Source organism: Paenibacillus sp. UASWS1643 (genome assembly GCF_008693195.1).
Taxonomy (GTDB): domain Bacteria; phylum Bacillota; class Bacilli; order Paenibacillales; family Paenibacillaceae; genus Paenibacillus; species Paenibacillus amylolyticus_B.
This window is the reverse complement of sequence record NZ_VXKZ01000103.1, coordinates 1-17,133: the sequence shown is the minus strand read 5'-3', so window position 1 is coordinate 17,133 and position 17,133 is coordinate 1. Positions and strand designations below refer to the sequence as shown.

Below are 17,133 nucleotides of genomic sequence, written 5' to 3'. Positions count from 1 at the left end.
TCAAATACCGATAAATGAAGACATCACTATCTTTATATTGTAAATCTCAAGGAAAAGTTTTGCTGAGAGAGACAGGTTGTACAGAACAAAAGACAGAGGATCTACGTCTATATTATAAAAAGTTGTAAGTGATACGCATGCTGAAAAAGCGTGGGTAGAGGAGATGAGCGTTATGGTTGAACATAATGAAGAGATTGGGTTGAATCTACTGGATATCCCGATTGGAGCAAAGAAGAAAAAAGAATCCAGTGAACCTCGAGATCTGTTGCTCTATGAGCGGGAGTATTGGGACAGTGGATTTGAACGTATTGCTGGCATTGATGAGGTAGGACGGGGCTGTTTGTTTGGGGATGTTGTCGCAGCGGCGGTTATTTTACCGAAGGATCTCATCCTGGAAGGTGTGAATGACTCCAAGAAATTAACGGAGAAAAAACGAGATGCATTATATGAAGTCATTATGGAAAAAGCGTTGGCGGTAGGTATCGGGTACGCGGATGCAGAGACAATTGATCGGCTTAACATCAAGCAGGCTGCGAGACTTGCGATGAAACGAGCTGTTGAAGCATTGGGAGAAACTCCTGATTATATGTTGGTGGATGCTGAGAAGGTGGATGTGAATGTACCTCAACTGTCCATTATTAAAGGTGATGCCAATAGTCAATCGATCGCAGCGGCATCTATTATTGCTAAGGTAACGCGAGATCGGCTGTGTAAGGAAGAATGGGATACGTTATATCCGGAATATGGTTTGTCGATACATAAAGGATATGCAACAAAAGTTCATCGGGAGCAAATTATGGCATTGGGGGCAACCCCGATGCATCGGCGCAGTTTTCTGGGCAACCTGCTTGGAGAGCAGCAATCTTTGTTTTAACACAGGTTTAAAGAAAGGAGGGGGAGAGATTTGAATATCGGTTCCATGATAAAGGGGTTAATGGGAGATAGTAAGCCCGGCAATGCCAAACCGCTTGAATTAAAGGAAGGCCAGGTGGTTCGTGGCTCCGTCGTTAGTGTATCCGATGATGGGGGAGAAGCAGTTCTGCAGATTCAAGGTGTGCAGGTGCGCGCCAAGTTGGAGACTCCACTCCGTCCGGGTGAGACCACGTTGCTTCAAGTGCAGCCTCCAGGTGAAAATGGCATAACGGTAATGAAACCTATGTCGGGAACACTTGCTGAGCTGCCACAAGCTTCGCTGAACAACCTGCTTAAGGATGTAGGACTGCCGGATACAAAAGGGAATCGGGAGCTGTTACTTGCCATGCAGCGAAGCGGTTTACCGCTCACCAAGGATAATGTGGCTATGGTCCAGAATATGATGACTGCCAAACCTGCACAGGTCCCTGCGGAAGAATGGGTGCAGGCGACGGGGATTGCTTTTCAGCGTGGTCTTCCGGTTACGGCGGAAACGGTAAAAGGATTACACCAGACGGTGTTTGGTCCCCCTCTGCATCAGTTGCTAAGCGGGTTGGCTGATCAGCTGGAAACGATGCTGACTCAAACCACAGGTAAACCGGTGCTGATTGGGGAACAATCTGCTACGTCGAAACCAGCAGTCATGGCTGGTGTACCTGTTGTACCGAATGCTTCACAGACGGAAGAAGGATTAGCTGCATCAGTCAATGGTCGTCAGGTGACTGGAACCGGAACACCTGCTTTGTCAACGCAACAAGGACAAGCGGCATTGGCAGGATCTATATCCATGACGGATGGCGGGGCAGAGGATGCAGGTACTGTGGTGAAAGGAAACGTGCAGACTGGTGGAGGCACAGGAAATGCTGAAGCCGGGGCAAAGGCAGTTGCCATCAACGTTGAAACGGCTGGCAAAGGGGGCGCAGGTATTCCGTCTGGAACCGGAATACCTGGAGAGAGCCCGCGAGGGGCTGACGCGGGGCAAGCTGGGAGCCGCCCGGGTACACCGGGGGCGGCAGCTGAATCTGTGGCTGGCCGTGTAAGTGCGGGCCAGCCTGAAGCAGGCGCGGCCGGTCGGACTGACGGCCGTGCTGAAACGCCTGCTGCTGCGGGGACGTCGTCCGCAGCAGGCCAGGCGGCGCCAGCAGCGCCTACGGCAGCGCAGCTGGCGCCCAAGCTGCTGGCGCTGCTGGACGCCCTGCGCAGCGCGTCCACTGCCGCACCGGCACAGCCTGGTGCGGCAGCACAGGCCGCTCCTGCATCGCAGGGCGGCCAGGCGGCTGCGGCTGCCGGAGGCGTGCCGCAGCCGTTGCCAGCCGGCGCTGATGCGCCGCCGGCTGGCGGTAGTGCCGCAGCACCTGCGGGAGCTGCGGCAGTGCCCGCGCCTGTCACCCACGAGGGGGACCCGTGGGTGGGGCGCGTGCTGAAGCTGCTCGGTGCGGAGCACGAGCAGCAGGCCGTTCACGGCGCGGCAGCGCAGCCGCGCGTGGGGGATGCGGCGAGTCCGGCGAATGCGGACACGCTGAAGGGCTTGCTGCTGCAACTTGCCAGCAGCGAAGGTGCACCAGCGGCGCTTAAGGATGCCGCCGGACAGGCCGTGCAATATCTGACAGGTCAGCAGTTATTGCTGACAACAGATCGCAGTGCTACCTTTGCGCAGATGCACTGGTTTATACCAATCACTGGACCGGACGGGGAAGAAACGGCGTCTGTTCAGATTCAATCACGTCGTGGACCTCGTGGAGAGCTGGATGCGTCCAACTGCCGTCTATGGTTCGATCTGGACATGAAAAGTCTTGGGCCTACTCTGGTAGATGTCCATGTGGTTAATAACATTGTCAGTCTGCGTGTATTAAATGATCGCGAAGGAATGGGACCGCTCTTGGAGAGCGGACGAGAGGTCATCCATCAGGCATTGGACAAGCTGGGCTATCAACTGCTGACCTTCAAGGCGGAACCGTGGCCTGTGGGGCAGGAACCGGGCGCGGAACGAAAAACGCGGGCCTCGGACTATAGTCCTGAACGATACAAAGGGGTGGACTTGAAGGTATGAAAGACGAGTCGTCACAACCGGACCTGCTTTCCAAAAAGGCGGTTGCCCTAAAATATGTCCCTGGAGAGAGTGAAGCACCTGTTGTTGTAGCTAAGGGGCGCGGCAAAGTGGCAGAAGCCATTCTGGATAAAGCCAGAGAAAACGGCGTGGCTGTTCAGGAGGATGCAGCACTTGTGGAGGTGCTCTCCAAATTGGATCTGGATGAACAGATTCCGGCAGAACTGTATCAACTAGTCGCAGAGGTGCTAACGTATGTCTACCGTGCAGATCGACTGGCCTCAGGACGTGAGGAAAATGAGTCATGGTAGAACGTAGATTGGGCCAGGGGCCGGATCTAAAGCTCACACGACAGCAGAAGGGTCGATTAGGTGAAGAGGCTGCCTGTCAATGGTTGCGAGAGAACGATTATCGGATCATCAGACAGAACTGGCGTTGCCGTAGCGGTGAGATTGATATCATTGCTTCCAGTGAGGGCCTGATTGTCTTTGTAGAAGTAAGAAGCAGAAGTGGAGCCGCTCAGTACGGTACACCTCAGGAATCGGTTGATATGCGTAAAATGCAGCAGGTGCGTTCAACCGCATCCGTGTATTTGCAAATGACAGGAGAGACGGATCTTCAGATCCGTTTTGATGTAATTGCCGTGATGCTTGATCAAGCTGGAGAAATTGTCTCGGTAAATCATATTGTTAATGCATTTTGAGGTGTACGCTAAAATTTTTACTGTATTGTAAGTTACGAAACGTATCTTTTCGGTGTGACTCTATAGCTCTTCTCAAAGATCTAAAGCCGCCGTTTCTCTCTACACAGGAACGGCGGCTTTTTTTGATTCAACTAAAGAAAGCACAAAACTAATCATATAGCAACAAAATAAAATCAGATTATTTCAGAAATTTTTAGATACAAATTGTATCATTTGTAATAAAATAAGAGCGTTGAAAATTAAAGAGAGGTTGGTGGGATGTATGGAAGAGCTTCAGATCACTTCGAACAACACAGTGAAAAGAGTCTGGGAGTGCCCTCGGATGGAAGTGCTGGATATCAGCGAGACCATGAACGGTGGACAGGGGATTTGGCAATATGTTTGGGATGGGGAATTCTGGAAACTTGAACTTATGGTCAGTTAATTTAAGAGGTTAAAGAGGAATGTTTGATAAAAAATAAATGGTGAGGTGTAGTGAGAAGATGCAGACAAGTATCAAATGGATAATTCGACTAAGTACACTATCTTTATGTTTCATTTTGTTTGGAATCATGTATTCCGGAGTTTCTTATGCAGCCGATCCGTCTAGCCAGGCAAAAATATCAGGTAAAGTTACTGATCTCGAAGGGTTTCCCATCCAAGATGCAACCATCAAGTATTCCCTTAGATATCAAGGGGAAGAAACTGAAAAAAGCGTAAAGACAGATGGCACTGGAAGTTATTCTATACTTGAGTCTGTCCAGGATTATACAGAAATTAGTTTTATAATTGAAGCAGAGGGCTATGTGACAGACAGGCACCGTAATACCTACTATTTGTCAGAAGGGGAACAGATTCTGGTTAATTTCGAGCTATATGAACCTTCTACGATTGTAGGCTCTGTAACCGATCAAACAGGCAAACCGATTCCAGATGCCTTGGTCAAAGTAACAGGAGCCTTGGATCGCCCGGTTAAAACAGATCAGCAAGGCCGTTATGCCGTTACTGGGCTTGATTTTGACTACAATCCGAACATTGCGATTTGGGTAGATTCTGAGGATTATATGCTTTATGAACAGGATCGATTGAATGTTCAGGCTGGAAAAACCTTAATCGTAGATGTTGTTTTGACAGAAGCCGCACATGTACGGGGGAAAGTAGTAGATGAGGCGGGCAATCCAGTAAGTGGAGCTAAAGTGAATGCCGGAGGCTCGGCAACTACAACAACGGATGCTCAAGGAAATTATTTCATAAAGCGCGTCCCAACAGGCACCAGAACAATAACGGGGGAAGCAGCAGGGTACTTAAAATCGACTCAGAACGTTGCTCTCGTACAAGGAGATCATAATACGTTTAATATCGTACTTAAGAAAGATGCAGATATTACACCTCCAGTAACCAAGTACAGATTAGTTCCTATTACAGATACTGTGAACGGGAAGGTATACATCAAAGGATTTACATTCAGACTTCAGGCAACGGACGAAGTCAAAGGTTCGGGCGTAAAAACAACGCAATATCGAATCAATGGCGGAGCATGGAACACGTATGAAGGACCCGTCAAATTTTATGCTCCCGATGTCAAAGTGGTAGAGTACTATAGTACAGATGTTGCAGGTAACCAAGAGAAGTACAACAAAATGGATTTTGTTAATGGCACATTTGAAGGCGCAGGCTCATATTGATTCATCATTGATGTGATTTTTGAATAGTATTAAGCTGCTACTTTAATTAGACGGCTCCGACGTGATGATCGCCCTCGGTAGATCAGTATTCGGAGCCGTCTTTACCATTTTTAATGCCTGTAGCCCTAGGAGTCGACGCCTTCCCTTTGAATCTCGTGAACAGAAGGGTGTATAATCAAGGATGTAATCTGGAGTTTTAATTTTTGATTTGTCATAAACGAATTGTTCCAGACCGTAACCCATCGTAGGGTTACAAATCATATAATAAACAGGAGGTACGGCCGATGAGTAAAGCTACGAAAACAATAAATGAAGTCAGAAATGCGATTCAAAACCGTCGTACGGTGAAAAAATTCAAAAAAGAAGCTGTTCCTACACAGCAGATTATAGAATTGCTGGACACCGCAGTCTGGGCTCCTAACCATAAACTGCGTGAACCTTGGAGATTTTTATTGTTTACCGGGAATGGACGGAAGAAACTGGCTGAGGCTATTGACGCAGAAATGGGAGAAGACAACAAATTCTCACCCAATATTATGCAAGTTCCATCCGTTATGCTTGTCGTGCTGGAGGAAGATCCAAGACAGAATATCTGGGACGAAGATTTCGCTGCGGTCAGTGCATTGGTTCAGAACTTTATGCTTGCAGCCTGGAGTGAAGACATTGGAACGTTCTGGGTGACCAAGCCATTCTTGTACGCTCCCAAATTCCGCAAACCGCTTGGAATAGAGGCGGGAGAGAAGATTGTAGGCATGATTTATATGGGATATCCTGATGTTATTCCTTCTGCCAAAGAACGCACACCAGCTAAGGACAAACTCACTCTTTTTGAATAATAAATTATTGTAGACTTTAGCTATATACGATCCCCCTACGTTACAAGGAAATCTACGTACAAGTCCCTTTCTTCACAGAAGAGAAGGGCTTGTACGTTTTTTGTCATGTTGGTATATCCGCATTGTAGAATCTGCATAAGAAATCCTTCTCGATCTTCCTCTGCTGTTTGCAGTTTCATGCCCATTTCACTGCCTTTGGGTAAATTGGCCTGTTCTTTCCTCCATATGCTTCTAAAATAGCTTCAAAATAAATTAAGATCCAATTGACGATATTGGATGGCTTCAGCCACATGAGCTGTCACAATTTCACCTTCATGATCCAGATCGGCAATTGTCTGTGCCATCTTGATAATCCGATCATGTGCACGCATGCTCAGGTTTAACGTTTGCAGCGTTTGCTCTAACAGTTGCTCTGCCTCTTGGGGGAGATGGATTGTTCGTCGCAAAAGCGTGCCGGATAGCTGGCTATTCCAACGAACCGAACTTTGGGCATAACGTGTAGCCTGAATTTGATGAGCATGGATCACTTTTGCCTGCATTTCTTCAGAGGAAGGGGAAGCAGCAGACTTGCGCCACTCGCCTGGTGGAGGAACCTCAACCTGAAGATCAATACGGTCCAGCAGTGGTCCTGAAATCTTAGCTCGGTATGAGGCAACACGGGCTGGACTACATATGCAGCGTTGCTCCTCCGAATGAGCGGACAAATATCCGCAGGGACAGGGATTCATGGAACATGCAAGCATGAACTGGGCCGGAAAGGTGAATGCAGCGCGAGCCCGACTAATTGTCACTGTGCGATCCTCTAACGGCTGCCTTAATACCTCCAGCACTTGGCGCTGGAATTCAGGTAATTCATCCAGAAACAATATGCCACGGTGGGCAAGGCTCACTTCACCCGGTTTTGGAATACCACCGCCTCCGATCAGACCAGAGGTGGATATTGTATGGTGAGGGGAGCGAAAAGGTCTGTCTGCAATCAGGCCTTGAGGCGCTTCTTTCAATTTGCCTGCGGCACTTAATACTTTGGTTACTTCCAACGCTTCATCTTCTGACAAAGGTGGAAGGATGGTAGGCAACCGTTTGATTAACATCGTTTTGCCCGTGCCTGGCGGTCCAACGAGCAGTATATTATGCATGCCGGCTGCAGCAATCATAAGCGCGCGTTTTACATGATGCTGCCCCAGAACATCACTATAATCATCCGGACATAATGACGTTTGCCCCACCCTTCTATCCGCGACTCCCTGAGCCTTATCTGTTATAGGAGCAGCGAGGTGAGTATAATTTCTCAACACGACTGGTCCCGCATTAGTTTTATTTGGTATTTCCACTGAACTAGCAGGCCCATCTGGGTTTTCCGGAGCAATATCTTGTAAATGACGAATGCCAAACACCTGGATACCTCGAATCAGTGACGCTTCCTCCACGTTATCCAAAGGCAAAAGCACGGAAGTAAAGCCTTGTCGTTTGGCCAGATCCACCATGGATAAAATGCCGGGCACGGACCTGATCGAACCGTCCAGCGCGAGTTCGCCAACCACTAGTGTCCGTTCCTGGGAAGGAAGTACAAGCTGGCCGCTTGTCATGAGTAAACCAATAGCAATAGCTAGGTCAAAGGAGGATCCTTCCTTGCGCAGATCAGCGGGGGCCAGATTGATTGTGATCCGCTGTAACGGATACTGATATCCGCAGTTTTTAATCGCTGCACGAACACGTTCAACGGCCTCCCGAATGGCTGAATCCGGTAAACCGATGATGGATGTCTGTGGAAGACCATTGGATAAATCGGTTTCCACTTCGATCAGAACGCCATCGATTCCGTACAAACACGCACTGTGTAATTTTCCGTACATGACAAAGAAACACCTCACTCGATTCTTGACTCCGCATAATACGGGCCAGTCTACGAATTAAGGTGCTTCCTCAGCTTCTACTACGCATTTTATATAAAAGGAATCATGGAGTCAACCTGTCATTACCATTGCTGTAGTCATCTTTCCTGATCCCTGAATTTTAGTTATGGAAGGAAATCATTAAAGCGAATTTATTCCATTGACCTTATGTATTATTTTTATTGAATCATGGGGATGTACTGCTGGTCATCTATACATATTTATATTTTACACAATCTAATTTAACATAATTAAATTGAATAGTAAAATCATTTGTGCTCAATTATTCTGTTTTTTTTCTAATTTGTGATAAGATAGATTTATAGTTCCTTTTTTATAAGGAATAGAATGCACAATAGGCAGGTGAGAAAGATATATGCAGACTGACAGTTTGAAGCTGGATAACCAATTATGCTTTGCCATATATGCTTGTTCACGTGAGATTACGAAGATGTACCAGCCCTATCTAGAGGTGCTCGGCGTGACGTATTCACAGTATCTGGTTCTGATGGTATTGTGGGAACGTGAAGAATGTACGGTTAAGGAGATCGGGGAGGCACTCTATCTCGATTCGGGAACGTTGACACCACTTCTCAAACGGTTGCAGTCAGCAGGACTTATTAATCGCGAACGCTCTGCTCAGGATGAACGAAAAGTATTAATTACATTAACCGACTCCGGCCGTGAGCTGCGGAACAAGGCATTGTCCATACCTGAATCCATTCAGGGAGATGCGTGTTTGAACAGTACAGAGTTTGAAGCTTTGCTGGGTCAGTTCAAAGGGTTGCTGGAAAAAGTTCACGAAACCAACACGAACGCAGCCAAAAAATAAAATGTAGTTTTACATCAAGGAAACCTTAGCTTTTAGCTGAGGTTTTTTCCATATATACCCAAGCATTCACAATATGGGATCATACTCATATCAAAATACTGTCTATTAACCATTAATTTTTTAAGGAAAGCGTTTTAAAAACGTGTTACAATGAATTGGGTTTAAGTGAAAATAGTCAACATTTGTCTTTTGTTAGTCTACCAACCCGCCTTGTTGCAGTCATGTTGATAGGAGGATTCGAGAATGAATATCCATGAATATCAAGGAAAAGAAGTACTGAAACAGTATGGAGTTACCGTTCCAAACGGAAAGGTTGCTTATACAGTCGATGAAGCGGTTGCGGCCGCAGAGGCACTGGGCAGTCCGGTGACTGTTGTTAAAGCGCAAATTCACGCAGGTGGCCGGGGTAAAGCCGGCGGCGTAAAAGTGGCGAAGAGTACGGATGAAGTTCGTGCCTATGCTTCCGAAATTCTGGGCAAAGTATTGGTAACACACCAGACTGGACCAGAAGGCAAAGAAGTGAAACGTCTTCTGATTGAAGAAGGATGCGATATCCGCAAAGAGTATTATGTGGGTGTTGTTGTGGACCGTGCCACAGGCCGTGTAGTTATGATGGCTTCCGAAGAAGGCGGTACTGAGATTGAAGAAGTAGCTGAAGCTACACCTGAGAAAATTTTCAAAGAAATCATTGACCCTGCCATTGGATTGCAAGTGTTCCAGGCCCGTAAACTGGCTTACAGCATTAAGATTCCGAATGAACTGGTGAACAAAGCTGTTAAGTTCATGCTCGCGCTGTACACTGCATTTGTCGAAAAAGATTGCTCTATTGCCGAGATCAATCCTCTCGTTGTTACCGGAGATGGAAACGTTATCGCGCTAGATGCAAAATTGAACTTTGACTCCAACGCCCTGTTCCGTCACAAAGACATTTTGGAACTGCGTGACCTGGATGAAGAGGATGAAAAAGAAATCGAAGCTTCCAAATACGACCTCAGCTACATAGCACTTGATGGCAACATCGGCTGTATGGTCAATGGTGCGGGACTTGCGATGGCGACGATGGACATTATCAAATACTACGGTGGAGACCCGGCCAACTTCCTTGACGTTGGGGGCGGTGCAACAACGGAGAAGGTGACTGAAGCATTTAAGATCATCTTGTCCGATGCCAAAGTAGCCGGGATCTTTGTTAACATTTTCGGTGGCATCATGCGCTGTGATGTTATCGCCAATGGTGTTGTTGAAGCCGCGAAGCAACTTGGCCTGACCAAACCGCTGGTTGTTCGTCTTGAAGGAACTAACGTGGAGCTTGGCAAACGTATTCTGGGTGAATCTGGCCTGAATATCGTTCCTGCTGATTCCATGGCCGATGGTGCACAGAAAATTGTTGCCCTCGTAAAATAAGTTCATTCCTTAGTACCGGAGCTGTCCGGGAATTGAAAAATAACCGTAAGGATGTGAAGCAACGTGAGTATTTTGATCGATAAAAATACAAAAGTCATTACGCAAGGCATTACGGGTTCAACGGGAATGTTCCACACGAAGGGCGCATTGGACTACGGAACCCAGATGGTAGGCGGAGTTACACCGGGTAAAGGCGGAACTAATGTGGATATCACGTTGGAAGACGGTACAGTAGCTAGTCTGCCGGTGTTCAACACTGTGCAGGAAGCGAAGGAAGCTACAGGCGCAACAGCGAGCGTCATTTACGTTCCTCCTGCATTTGCAGCAGATTCCATTATGGAAGCTGTTGATGCTGAGCTGGACCTCGTAATCTGTATTACAGAAGGTATTCCGGTTCTTGACATGATCAAGGTTGACCGCTTCATGGAAGGTAAAAATACCGTCCTGATCGGACCAAACTGTCCAGGTGTCATTACACCAGGCGAATGTAAAATCGGTATCATGCCTGGTTATATCCATATGGCAGGGCACGTAGGCGTTGTTTCCCGTAGTGGAACACTTACCTATGAAGCCGTTCATCAACTGACGACTCGTGGCATTGGACAATCTTCTGCTGTAGGAATCGGGGGAGACCCTGTAAAAGGCTCCGAGTTCATTGATATCCTGAAGCGGTTCAATGAAGATCCACAGACTCATGCGGTCATCATGATTGGTGAGATTGGTGGTACAGCTGAAGAGGATGCTGCAGATTGGGTACGTGAAAATATGACCAAACCGGTTGTTGGCTTTATCGGTGGCGTAACAGCGCCTCCAGGCAAACGGATGGGCCATGCTGGCGCTATTATCTCTGGCGGTAAAGGTACAGCCAAAGAGAAGATTGCGAAGCTGGAATCATGTGGAATCAAAGTAGCACCAACTCCTGCTGAAATGGGTTCGACTTTGGTGAGTGTACTTGAGGAACGCGGTATTTTGAATTTGTGCACGACACATTAATTCTTTTTCGTTATAATAGAAGAAACGGCTCGGAAATGTGCTAGACCGACTATTATGTATACGGAAAAGGTAAGCAACCTTTTGTCCTTAAACAGGGCGAAGGGTTGCTTTTTTGCGTTTATTTACGGGAAAAAGAGAGAGAAATTACTTCTCATCTGCGTAAACGCTTGCATTCCGTGATCACATAACACACAATATGAGGGAAGATTCTCTTCCCGCTCTGGGAGGTTTATGGTATGGAAGAAAGATGGATCTTGTTTGGATTACATGAGATGGAGGGCATTGGAAAAAAAACAATCTCGAAACTGATTCTGGGACAACATGAATTACCCGATCTATTGAATTATGGGGAAGGCGACTGGGTCGCAGCAGGCTTGCGCAAAGATCAAGCTGCACGTTTGACTAGCCAATTTACTATCGACTGGATTGAGAGTAAAAGAGAACACGTTTACAATCAGGGGATAGAGGTTATTACTTATCTGGATCAGAATTATCCCATATTAATGAAGGAAACCGTTCAGCCTCCCTGGGTAATGTATGCTCAAGGGGATGTTAGTTTGCTACACAATTCGTCTATTGCCATGGTGGGAACTCGTATGCCGACCGTGTATGGGCGCAAAGTTGGAGAAAAGCTGGCAGAGCAATTATGCAATGCAGGACTGACGATTGTAAGCGGGCTTGCCCGCGGTATTGATAGCGTATGTCATGAGGCAGTACTACGTGCTAAAGGAAAAACGATTGCAGTATTCGGAACAGGGATTGATAATATATACCCACCCGAAAATACAAGCCTCGCCGAGCGAATCGCGGAGACGGGTCTGCTTTTGTCGGAATATCCACCAGGTACGCGAGCGCGCCAGGGATTATTTCCGGAACGGAATCGAATCATTGCCGGTCTTACATTGGGAACATTGGTTGTTGAGGCTGACATTCGCAGTGGTTCACTCATTACAGCAGATGCTGCGCTTGAAGCAGGCAGGGATGTATTTGCAGTCCCTGGACCTATTACATCGCCGAAAAGTCGGGGAGCACATAATCTTATCCGTCAAGGGGCAAAATTGGTCACTTGTGCAGCAGATGTATTGGAAGAGTATCGATTGGGCTTGCCAAATGCAGAACAACTTCCTTACAATAGAGGACGTTCGACTGAAACAACCGAGCCTTCCGGGCGAGGGATATTCCCTGAGGTTAAGCTCTCTCCAGATGAACAACGTGTGATTTATCTGTTGGAACAGGGAGAACAATCATTGGATCAACTGGTTGAGCTGCTTGGTTGGGATTTTGGACATTTGCATTCAGTTCTGTTATCTTTAATCATAAAAAAGCAGATTAGCCAATTACCAGGCACTAAATACGCGAGGGTATGACAAAGCTACAACCTACGTAGTGCGTGGAAATATATAATTAGCAGAAGTTATTAACTATGCATAATCTTACAGAAACAGTTTCATGACAGTTTCATGACTGAGAGGAGGATGAACCTATGGCGGATGCACTCGTAATCGTGGAGTCGCCCTCAAAGGCGAAGACGATAGGCAAATATTTAGGCAGCAAGTTCATCGTAAAAGCTTCGATGGGGCATGTTCGCGATTTGCCAAAGAGTCAGATCGGCGTTGAGGTAGAGAATGATTTTAATCCGAAATATATTACGATCCGCGGCAAAGGTTCAATCTTGAAAGAACTGAAGGATGCACGGAAGAAAGTGAAAAAAGTGTATCTCGCAGCTGACCCGGATCGCGAAGGTGAGGCTATCGCATGGCATTTGGCCCATGCCCTTGAACTGGACGATACGGCAGATTGCCGGGTTGTATTTAATGAAATTACTAAACAGGCCGTCAAAGATGCGTTCAAAACGCCGCGGAAAATCAATATGGATCTGGTTAACGCGCAGCAGGCAAGACGTATTTTGGATCGGCTTGTTGGATATAAAATTAGTCCGTTATTATGGAAGAAAGTGAAAAAAGGTTTGTCTGCAGGCCGGGTTCAGTCCGTGGCTGTTAAAATCATTTTAGATCGTGAAAATGAAATTGATGATTTTGAGCCGGAAGAATACTGGAGCATTACCGCCAAACTGACAGCAGACGGCAATCCGTTTGAAGCCAAGTTTCATAAACTGAACGGGGCCAAAACAGAGCTGGGCAGTGAAGCGGAAGTGCAAGCGATCCTGAAACAGATCGAAGGTGCAGACTTTACGATCAAGGAAGTTAAAGAGAAAGAACGGAGCCGTAACCCTTCCGCCCCGTTTACGACGAGTTCTCTGCAACAGGAAGCGGCGCGTAAATTGAATTTCAGAGCTTCCAAGACGATGTCGGTCGCCCAACAACTATATGAAGGTGTAGACCTTGGAAAAGAAGGCACAGTAGGTCTCATCACGTATATGCGTACGGACTCCACACGAATTGCGGCATCTGCACAAGAAGAAGCCAAAGAATATATCGTTGGTAAGTATGGTGAGCCATTTGCACCTGAGACTCCACGAAACTATTCCAAAAAAGCAGCTAATGCTCAGGATGCGCACGAAGCGATTCGTCCAACTTCAATTCTGCGTGACCCTGACTCAATCAAGTCATTCATGAGTCGCGATCAGTTCCGGTTGTATAAACTGGTATGGGAACGTTTTGTAGCGAGCCAGATGTCTTCGGCTATTCTGGATACACTCTCTGTAGATATTGCTGCGGGGGACACCATTTTCCGTGCAGCAGGTTCGAAGGTACGGTTCCAAGGTTTCATGAAGGTATATGTTGAAGGAAACGACGATGGTACAACCGATGAAGATCGTCTGCTGCCTCCGTTGAAAAGTGGAGATGTGCTTGAGAAGCAGGAGATTGAGCCAAAACAGCATTTTACACAACCGCCACCCCGATATACGGAGGCAAGGTTGGTTAAGACGCTTGAGGAATTGGGTATAGGGCGTCCGAGTACATATGCGCCAACACTGGAGACCATTCAGAAGCGCGGATATGTTGCGATAGAGGAAAAGAAATTCATGCCAACGGAACTTGGCGAACTGGTCATCGAACAGATGGAAGAGTTTTTCCCGGAAATCCTGAATGTAGAGTTTACCGCAAACATGGAAGGTGATCTTGACCATGTGGAGGAAGGTTCCGAGGATTGGGTCAAAGTACTCGCAGAATTCTATGAATCTTTTGAGAAACGCCTTGAGTTTGCGGAAGAAGAAATGAAAGAAATCGAGATTGAAGACGAAGTATCGGATGAGATCTGTGAGAAGTGCGGCAAACCGCTGGTTTATAAACTCGGACGTTTTGGCAAGTTTCTTGCGTGCTCTGGCTTCCCTGATTGCCGGAATACCAAACCGATTATTAAGGATATCGGCGTGACTTGTCCGAAGTGTAAGGAAGGTCATGTTGTTGAGCGTCGTAGCAAAAAAGGACGTATTTTCTACGGTTGCGACAAATATCCTGAATGCGATTTTGTCTCATGGGACAGACCTTCAGCCAAACCATGTCCAAGTTGCGGATCGCTAATGATTGAAAAGCGGAACAAAAAGGGAGCACGATTGCAGTGTACTTCATGTGATCATCAGGAGCCGGTGGATGAACCGGATGACGAATCAGCAGATTAGTATATATGTGAATCAATTCAATTATAGTGAAATATGAAATTGTTTTATGGGGGTAAATGATTTTGACAAATGAACAACAAGTAACCGTTATTGGTGCCGGGCTGGCAGGAACAGAAGCGGCCTGGCAGATTGCAAGTCGCGGCGTACGCGTAAAATTATACGAGATGAGACCTGTTGTGAAAACGCCAGCTCATCATACGGATAAATTTGCAGAACTCGTATGTAGCAATTCGCTGCGTGCGAATGGATTGACCAATGCAGTGGGTGTGTTAAAAGAAGAAATGAGAATGCTCAATTCTCTTGTATTGTCGGCAGCAGACAAACATGCGGTTCCAGCAGGTGGGGCACTTGCTGTGGACCGGGATGGATTTTCAGGTGAGATTACATCCACGTTGCACCAGCATCCGCTCATCGAAGTAGTGAATGAGGAACTAACTTCTCTGCCGGAAGATGGCATCGTTGTTGTTGCAACGGGGCCGCTAACTTCACCTGCATTGTCTGAGCAAATTAAGGCACTAATGGGGGAAGAGTATTTCTACTTCTATGACGCAGCTGCACCGATCATCGAAAAAGATTCAATTGATATGAATAAAGTGTATCTGGCTTCCCGTTATGATAAGGGTGAAGCGGCATATCTGAACTGTCCGATGACAGAAGAAGAGTTTGATGTCTTCTATGAAGCTCTCATTACTGCTGAAGTCGCTCAATTAAAAGAGTTTGAGAAAGAAATCTACTTTGAAGGCTGTATGCCAATCGAAGTGATGATGAAACGCGGAAAACAGACGGCTCTGTTTGGTCCAATGAAACCGGTAGGTCTGGTTAATCCTCATACAGGAGAGTTGCCACATGCAGTTGTTCAGCTTAGACAGGACAATGCAGCTGGAACCCTGTATAACTTGGTGGGCTTCCAGACGCATCTGAAGTGGGGAGAACAGAAACGTGTCTTTTCTCTTATTCCTGGACTTGAAAATGCAGAATTCGTCCGTTATGGCGTAATGCACCGTAATACATTTATTAACTCTCCTAAACTGCTTCTTCCAACGTATCAGTTTAAAGAGCGTCCAAACCTGTTCTTTGCAGGTCAGATGACGGGTGTAGAAGGATATGTGGAATCTGCTGCATCAGGGCTTATTGCCGGCATGAACGCAGCCAAAGCAGCACTTGGGCAGGAACTGGTGGTATTGCCCGTAGAAACAACACTTGGCAGTATGGCTCAGTATATTACAACGGCTGACTTCAAGCACTTCCAACCAATGAACGCAAACTTTGGTTTGTTGCCTAAGCTTGAAACGAAGATTCGTAACAAAAAGGAAAAAAATGAAGCTCTTGCACAGCGTGCACTGGATGGCATCACTAGTTTTGCTGCGGCAGAAGGTCTAACTGTTCCGGAACGCGTATAAATTATTCGTGGGAGGATGCTGATATCATGGATATGTCATTTCATGCTACAACGATCTGTGCTGTTCGTCATAATGGTAAGGCTGCAATCGCAGGAGATGGTCAGGTGACCATGGGCCAAAGTGTTGTGATGAAGAATACAGCCAAGAAGGTAAGACGTTTGTACCGCGGACAGGTTGTTGCTGGCTTTGCTGGTTCTGTGGCGGATGCGATCACCCTGTTTGAGAAATTCGAAGGTAAGCTGGAGGAGCACCATGGTAACTTGCAGCGTGCCGCGGTAGAGCTTGCCAAGGATTGGCGTCAGGATCGGATCTTGCGTAAGCTTGAGGCGCTCTTGATTGTGATGGACAAATCAGGTATGCTGCTCATTTCAGGCGGCGGGGAGATTATCGAACCGGATGATGACGTTATTGCTATCGGATCAGGTGGAAACTTTGCCTTATCTGCTGCGCGTGCGTTGAAACGTCATGCAGTAAACCTGGAAGCGAAAGATATTGCGCGTGAATCGCTTCAGATTGCATCGGAGTTATGTGTATATACCAATAGTAATATTATTGTAGAAGAGTTATAAGCCAAAGAAATCTCCCGTAGTGGAGCATGATTCTGTAATCTGCTCCAGGACGTCTAGGGGATTCTTTGTCCTTGTTAGGTAAAATAAATTCAACATACTGGTAGGAGGGAAGCAATATGAATACTCAAGCGTTAACACCGAGACAGATTGTTGCAGAGCTTGACAAGTATATTGTAGGTCAAAAGAAAGCTAAAAAATCGGTAGCCGTAGCCCTTCGTAATCGATATCGGCGTAGCCTTTTGCCTGAGCACACTCAGGACGACATTGTGCCTAAAAATATCTTGATGATTGGACCTAC

The 17,133-nt window shown here is 46.8% G+C and carries 15 protein-coding genes and 1 pseudogene; 15 read left to right on the top strand and 1 reads right to left on the bottom strand.

From position 1 onward, the window contains the following. The first annotated feature begins 172 nt into the window (after nucleotides 1-172). The 7 genes from FE296_RS10010 to FE296_RS09980 all read left to right on the top strand — a co-directional run bounded on the left by FE296_RS10010 (nucleotide 173) and on the right by FE296_RS09980 (nucleotide 6,162). Nucleotides 173-874, top strand: coding sequence for a ribonuclease HII (locus FE296_RS10010; RefSeq protein ID WP_150364877.1), 702 nt, complete (start codon nucleotides 173-175; stop codon nucleotides 872-874). A 30-nt stretch (nucleotides 875-904) separates the two neighbouring features. Beyond that, nucleotides 905-2,962, top strand: a complete 2,058-nt coding sequence (locus FE296_RS10005; RefSeq protein WP_124114057.1) for a DNA ligase — start codon at nucleotides 905-907, stop codon at nucleotides 2,960-2,962. Beyond that, nucleotides 2,959-3,270, top strand: a complete 312-nt coding sequence (locus FE296_RS10000) for an EscU/YscU/HrcU family type III secretion system export apparatus switch protein (protein ID WP_124114058.1) — start codon at nucleotides 2,959-2,961, stop codon at nucleotides 3,268-3,270. Before FE296_RS10005 ends, FE296_RS10000 begins: the two co-directional genes overlap by 4 nt. Beyond that, the gene (locus FE296_RS09995) at nucleotides 3,264-3,662 is read left to right on the top strand and encodes a YraN family protein (RefSeq protein WP_124114059.1); all 399 of its coding nucleotides are present in this window, start codon (nucleotides 3,264-3,266) and stop codon (nucleotides 3,660-3,662) included. The genes FE296_RS10000 and FE296_RS09995 overlap by 7 nt, the downstream gene beginning before the upstream one ends. Nucleotides 3,663-3,924: 262 nt before the next feature. Then, nucleotides 3,925-4,086, top strand: coding sequence for a paeninodin family lasso peptide (locus tag FE296_RS33245; RefSeq protein WP_150364876.1), 162 nt, complete (start codon nucleotides 3,925-3,927; stop codon nucleotides 4,084-4,086). Between the two features lie 361 nt (nucleotides 4,087-4,447). Further along, on the top strand, nucleotides 4,448-5,326 hold the full coding sequence (locus FE296_RS09985; protein WP_411860574.1) for a carboxypeptidase-like regulatory domain-containing protein: 879 nt from the start codon (nucleotides 4,448-4,450) through the stop codon (nucleotides 5,324-5,326). 284 nt (nucleotides 5,327-5,610) lie between these two features. Further along, entirely contained in the window at nucleotides 5,611-6,162 is a 552-nt protein-coding gene (locus tag FE296_RS09980) for a nitroreductase family protein (RefSeq protein ID WP_124114062.1), read from the top strand. 242 nt (nucleotides 6,163-6,404) lie between these two features. Here FE296_RS09980 and FE296_RS09975 read toward each other — a convergent pair whose 3' ends face one another. Beyond that, nucleotides 6,405-8,015, bottom strand: coding sequence for a YifB family Mg chelatase-like AAA ATPase (locus FE296_RS09975; RefSeq protein ID WP_150364875.1), 1,611 nt, complete (start codon nucleotides 8,013-8,015; stop codon nucleotides 6,405-6,407). A gap of 415 nt (nucleotides 8,016-8,430) precedes the next feature. Between FE296_RS09975 and FE296_RS09970 the strand changes: the two genes are divergently transcribed. The 8 genes and pseudogenes from FE296_RS09970 to FE296_RS09935 form a co-directional block, all read left to right on the top strand. Further along, nucleotides 8,431-8,886 carry a MarR family winged helix-turn-helix transcriptional regulator gene (locus FE296_RS09970; RefSeq protein ID WP_017689201.1) on the top strand — a complete coding sequence of 152 codons (456 nt, stop codon included), beginning with the start codon at nucleotides 8,431-8,433 and terminating at the stop codon, nucleotides 8,884-8,886. A gap of 243 nt (nucleotides 8,887-9,129) precedes the next feature. Continuing rightward, a complete protein-coding gene (sucC, locus tag FE296_RS09965; protein ID WP_036609384.1) occupies nucleotides 9,130-10,290 on the top strand; it encodes an ADP-forming succinate--CoA ligase subunit beta in 1,161 nt (386 codons plus the stop codon). Between the two features lie 63 nt (nucleotides 10,291-10,353). Then, on the top strand, nucleotides 10,354-11,283 hold the full coding sequence (gene sucD / locus FE296_RS09960) for a succinate--CoA ligase subunit alpha (protein ID WP_036609382.1): 930 nt from the start codon (nucleotides 10,354-10,356) through the stop codon (nucleotides 11,281-11,283). A gap of 236 nt (nucleotides 11,284-11,519) precedes the next feature. After that, nucleotides 11,520-12,650: a DNA-processing protein DprA gene (gene dprA, locus FE296_RS09955; RefSeq protein ID WP_124114064.1), complete on the top strand. Its 1,131-nt coding sequence runs from the start codon at nucleotides 11,520-11,522 to the stop codon at nucleotides 12,648-12,650. 116 nt (nucleotides 12,651-12,766) lie between these two features. Continuing rightward, entirely contained in the window at nucleotides 12,767-14,866 is a 2,100-nt protein-coding gene (topA, locus tag FE296_RS09950) for a type I DNA topoisomerase (protein WP_124114065.1), read from the top strand. 56 nt (nucleotides 14,867-14,922) lie between these two features. Further along, on the top strand, nucleotides 14,923-16,266 hold the full coding sequence (gene trmFO, locus FE296_RS09945) for an FADH(2)-oxidizing methylenetetrahydrofolate--tRNA-(uracil(54)-C(5))-methyltransferase TrmFO (protein ID WP_370511405.1): 1,344 nt from the start codon (nucleotides 14,923-14,925) through the stop codon (nucleotides 16,264-16,266). A gap of 26 nt (nucleotides 16,267-16,292) precedes the next feature. Then, on the top strand, nucleotides 16,293-16,835 hold the full coding sequence (gene hslV, locus FE296_RS09940) for an ATP-dependent protease subunit HslV (RefSeq protein ID WP_076208907.1): 543 nt from the start codon (nucleotides 16,293-16,295) through the stop codon (nucleotides 16,833-16,835). Between the two features lie 116 nt (nucleotides 16,836-16,951). After that, nucleotides 16,952-17,133: pseudogene (locus FE296_RS09935) on the top strand (HslU--HslV peptidase ATPase subunit); the annotation flags it as partial.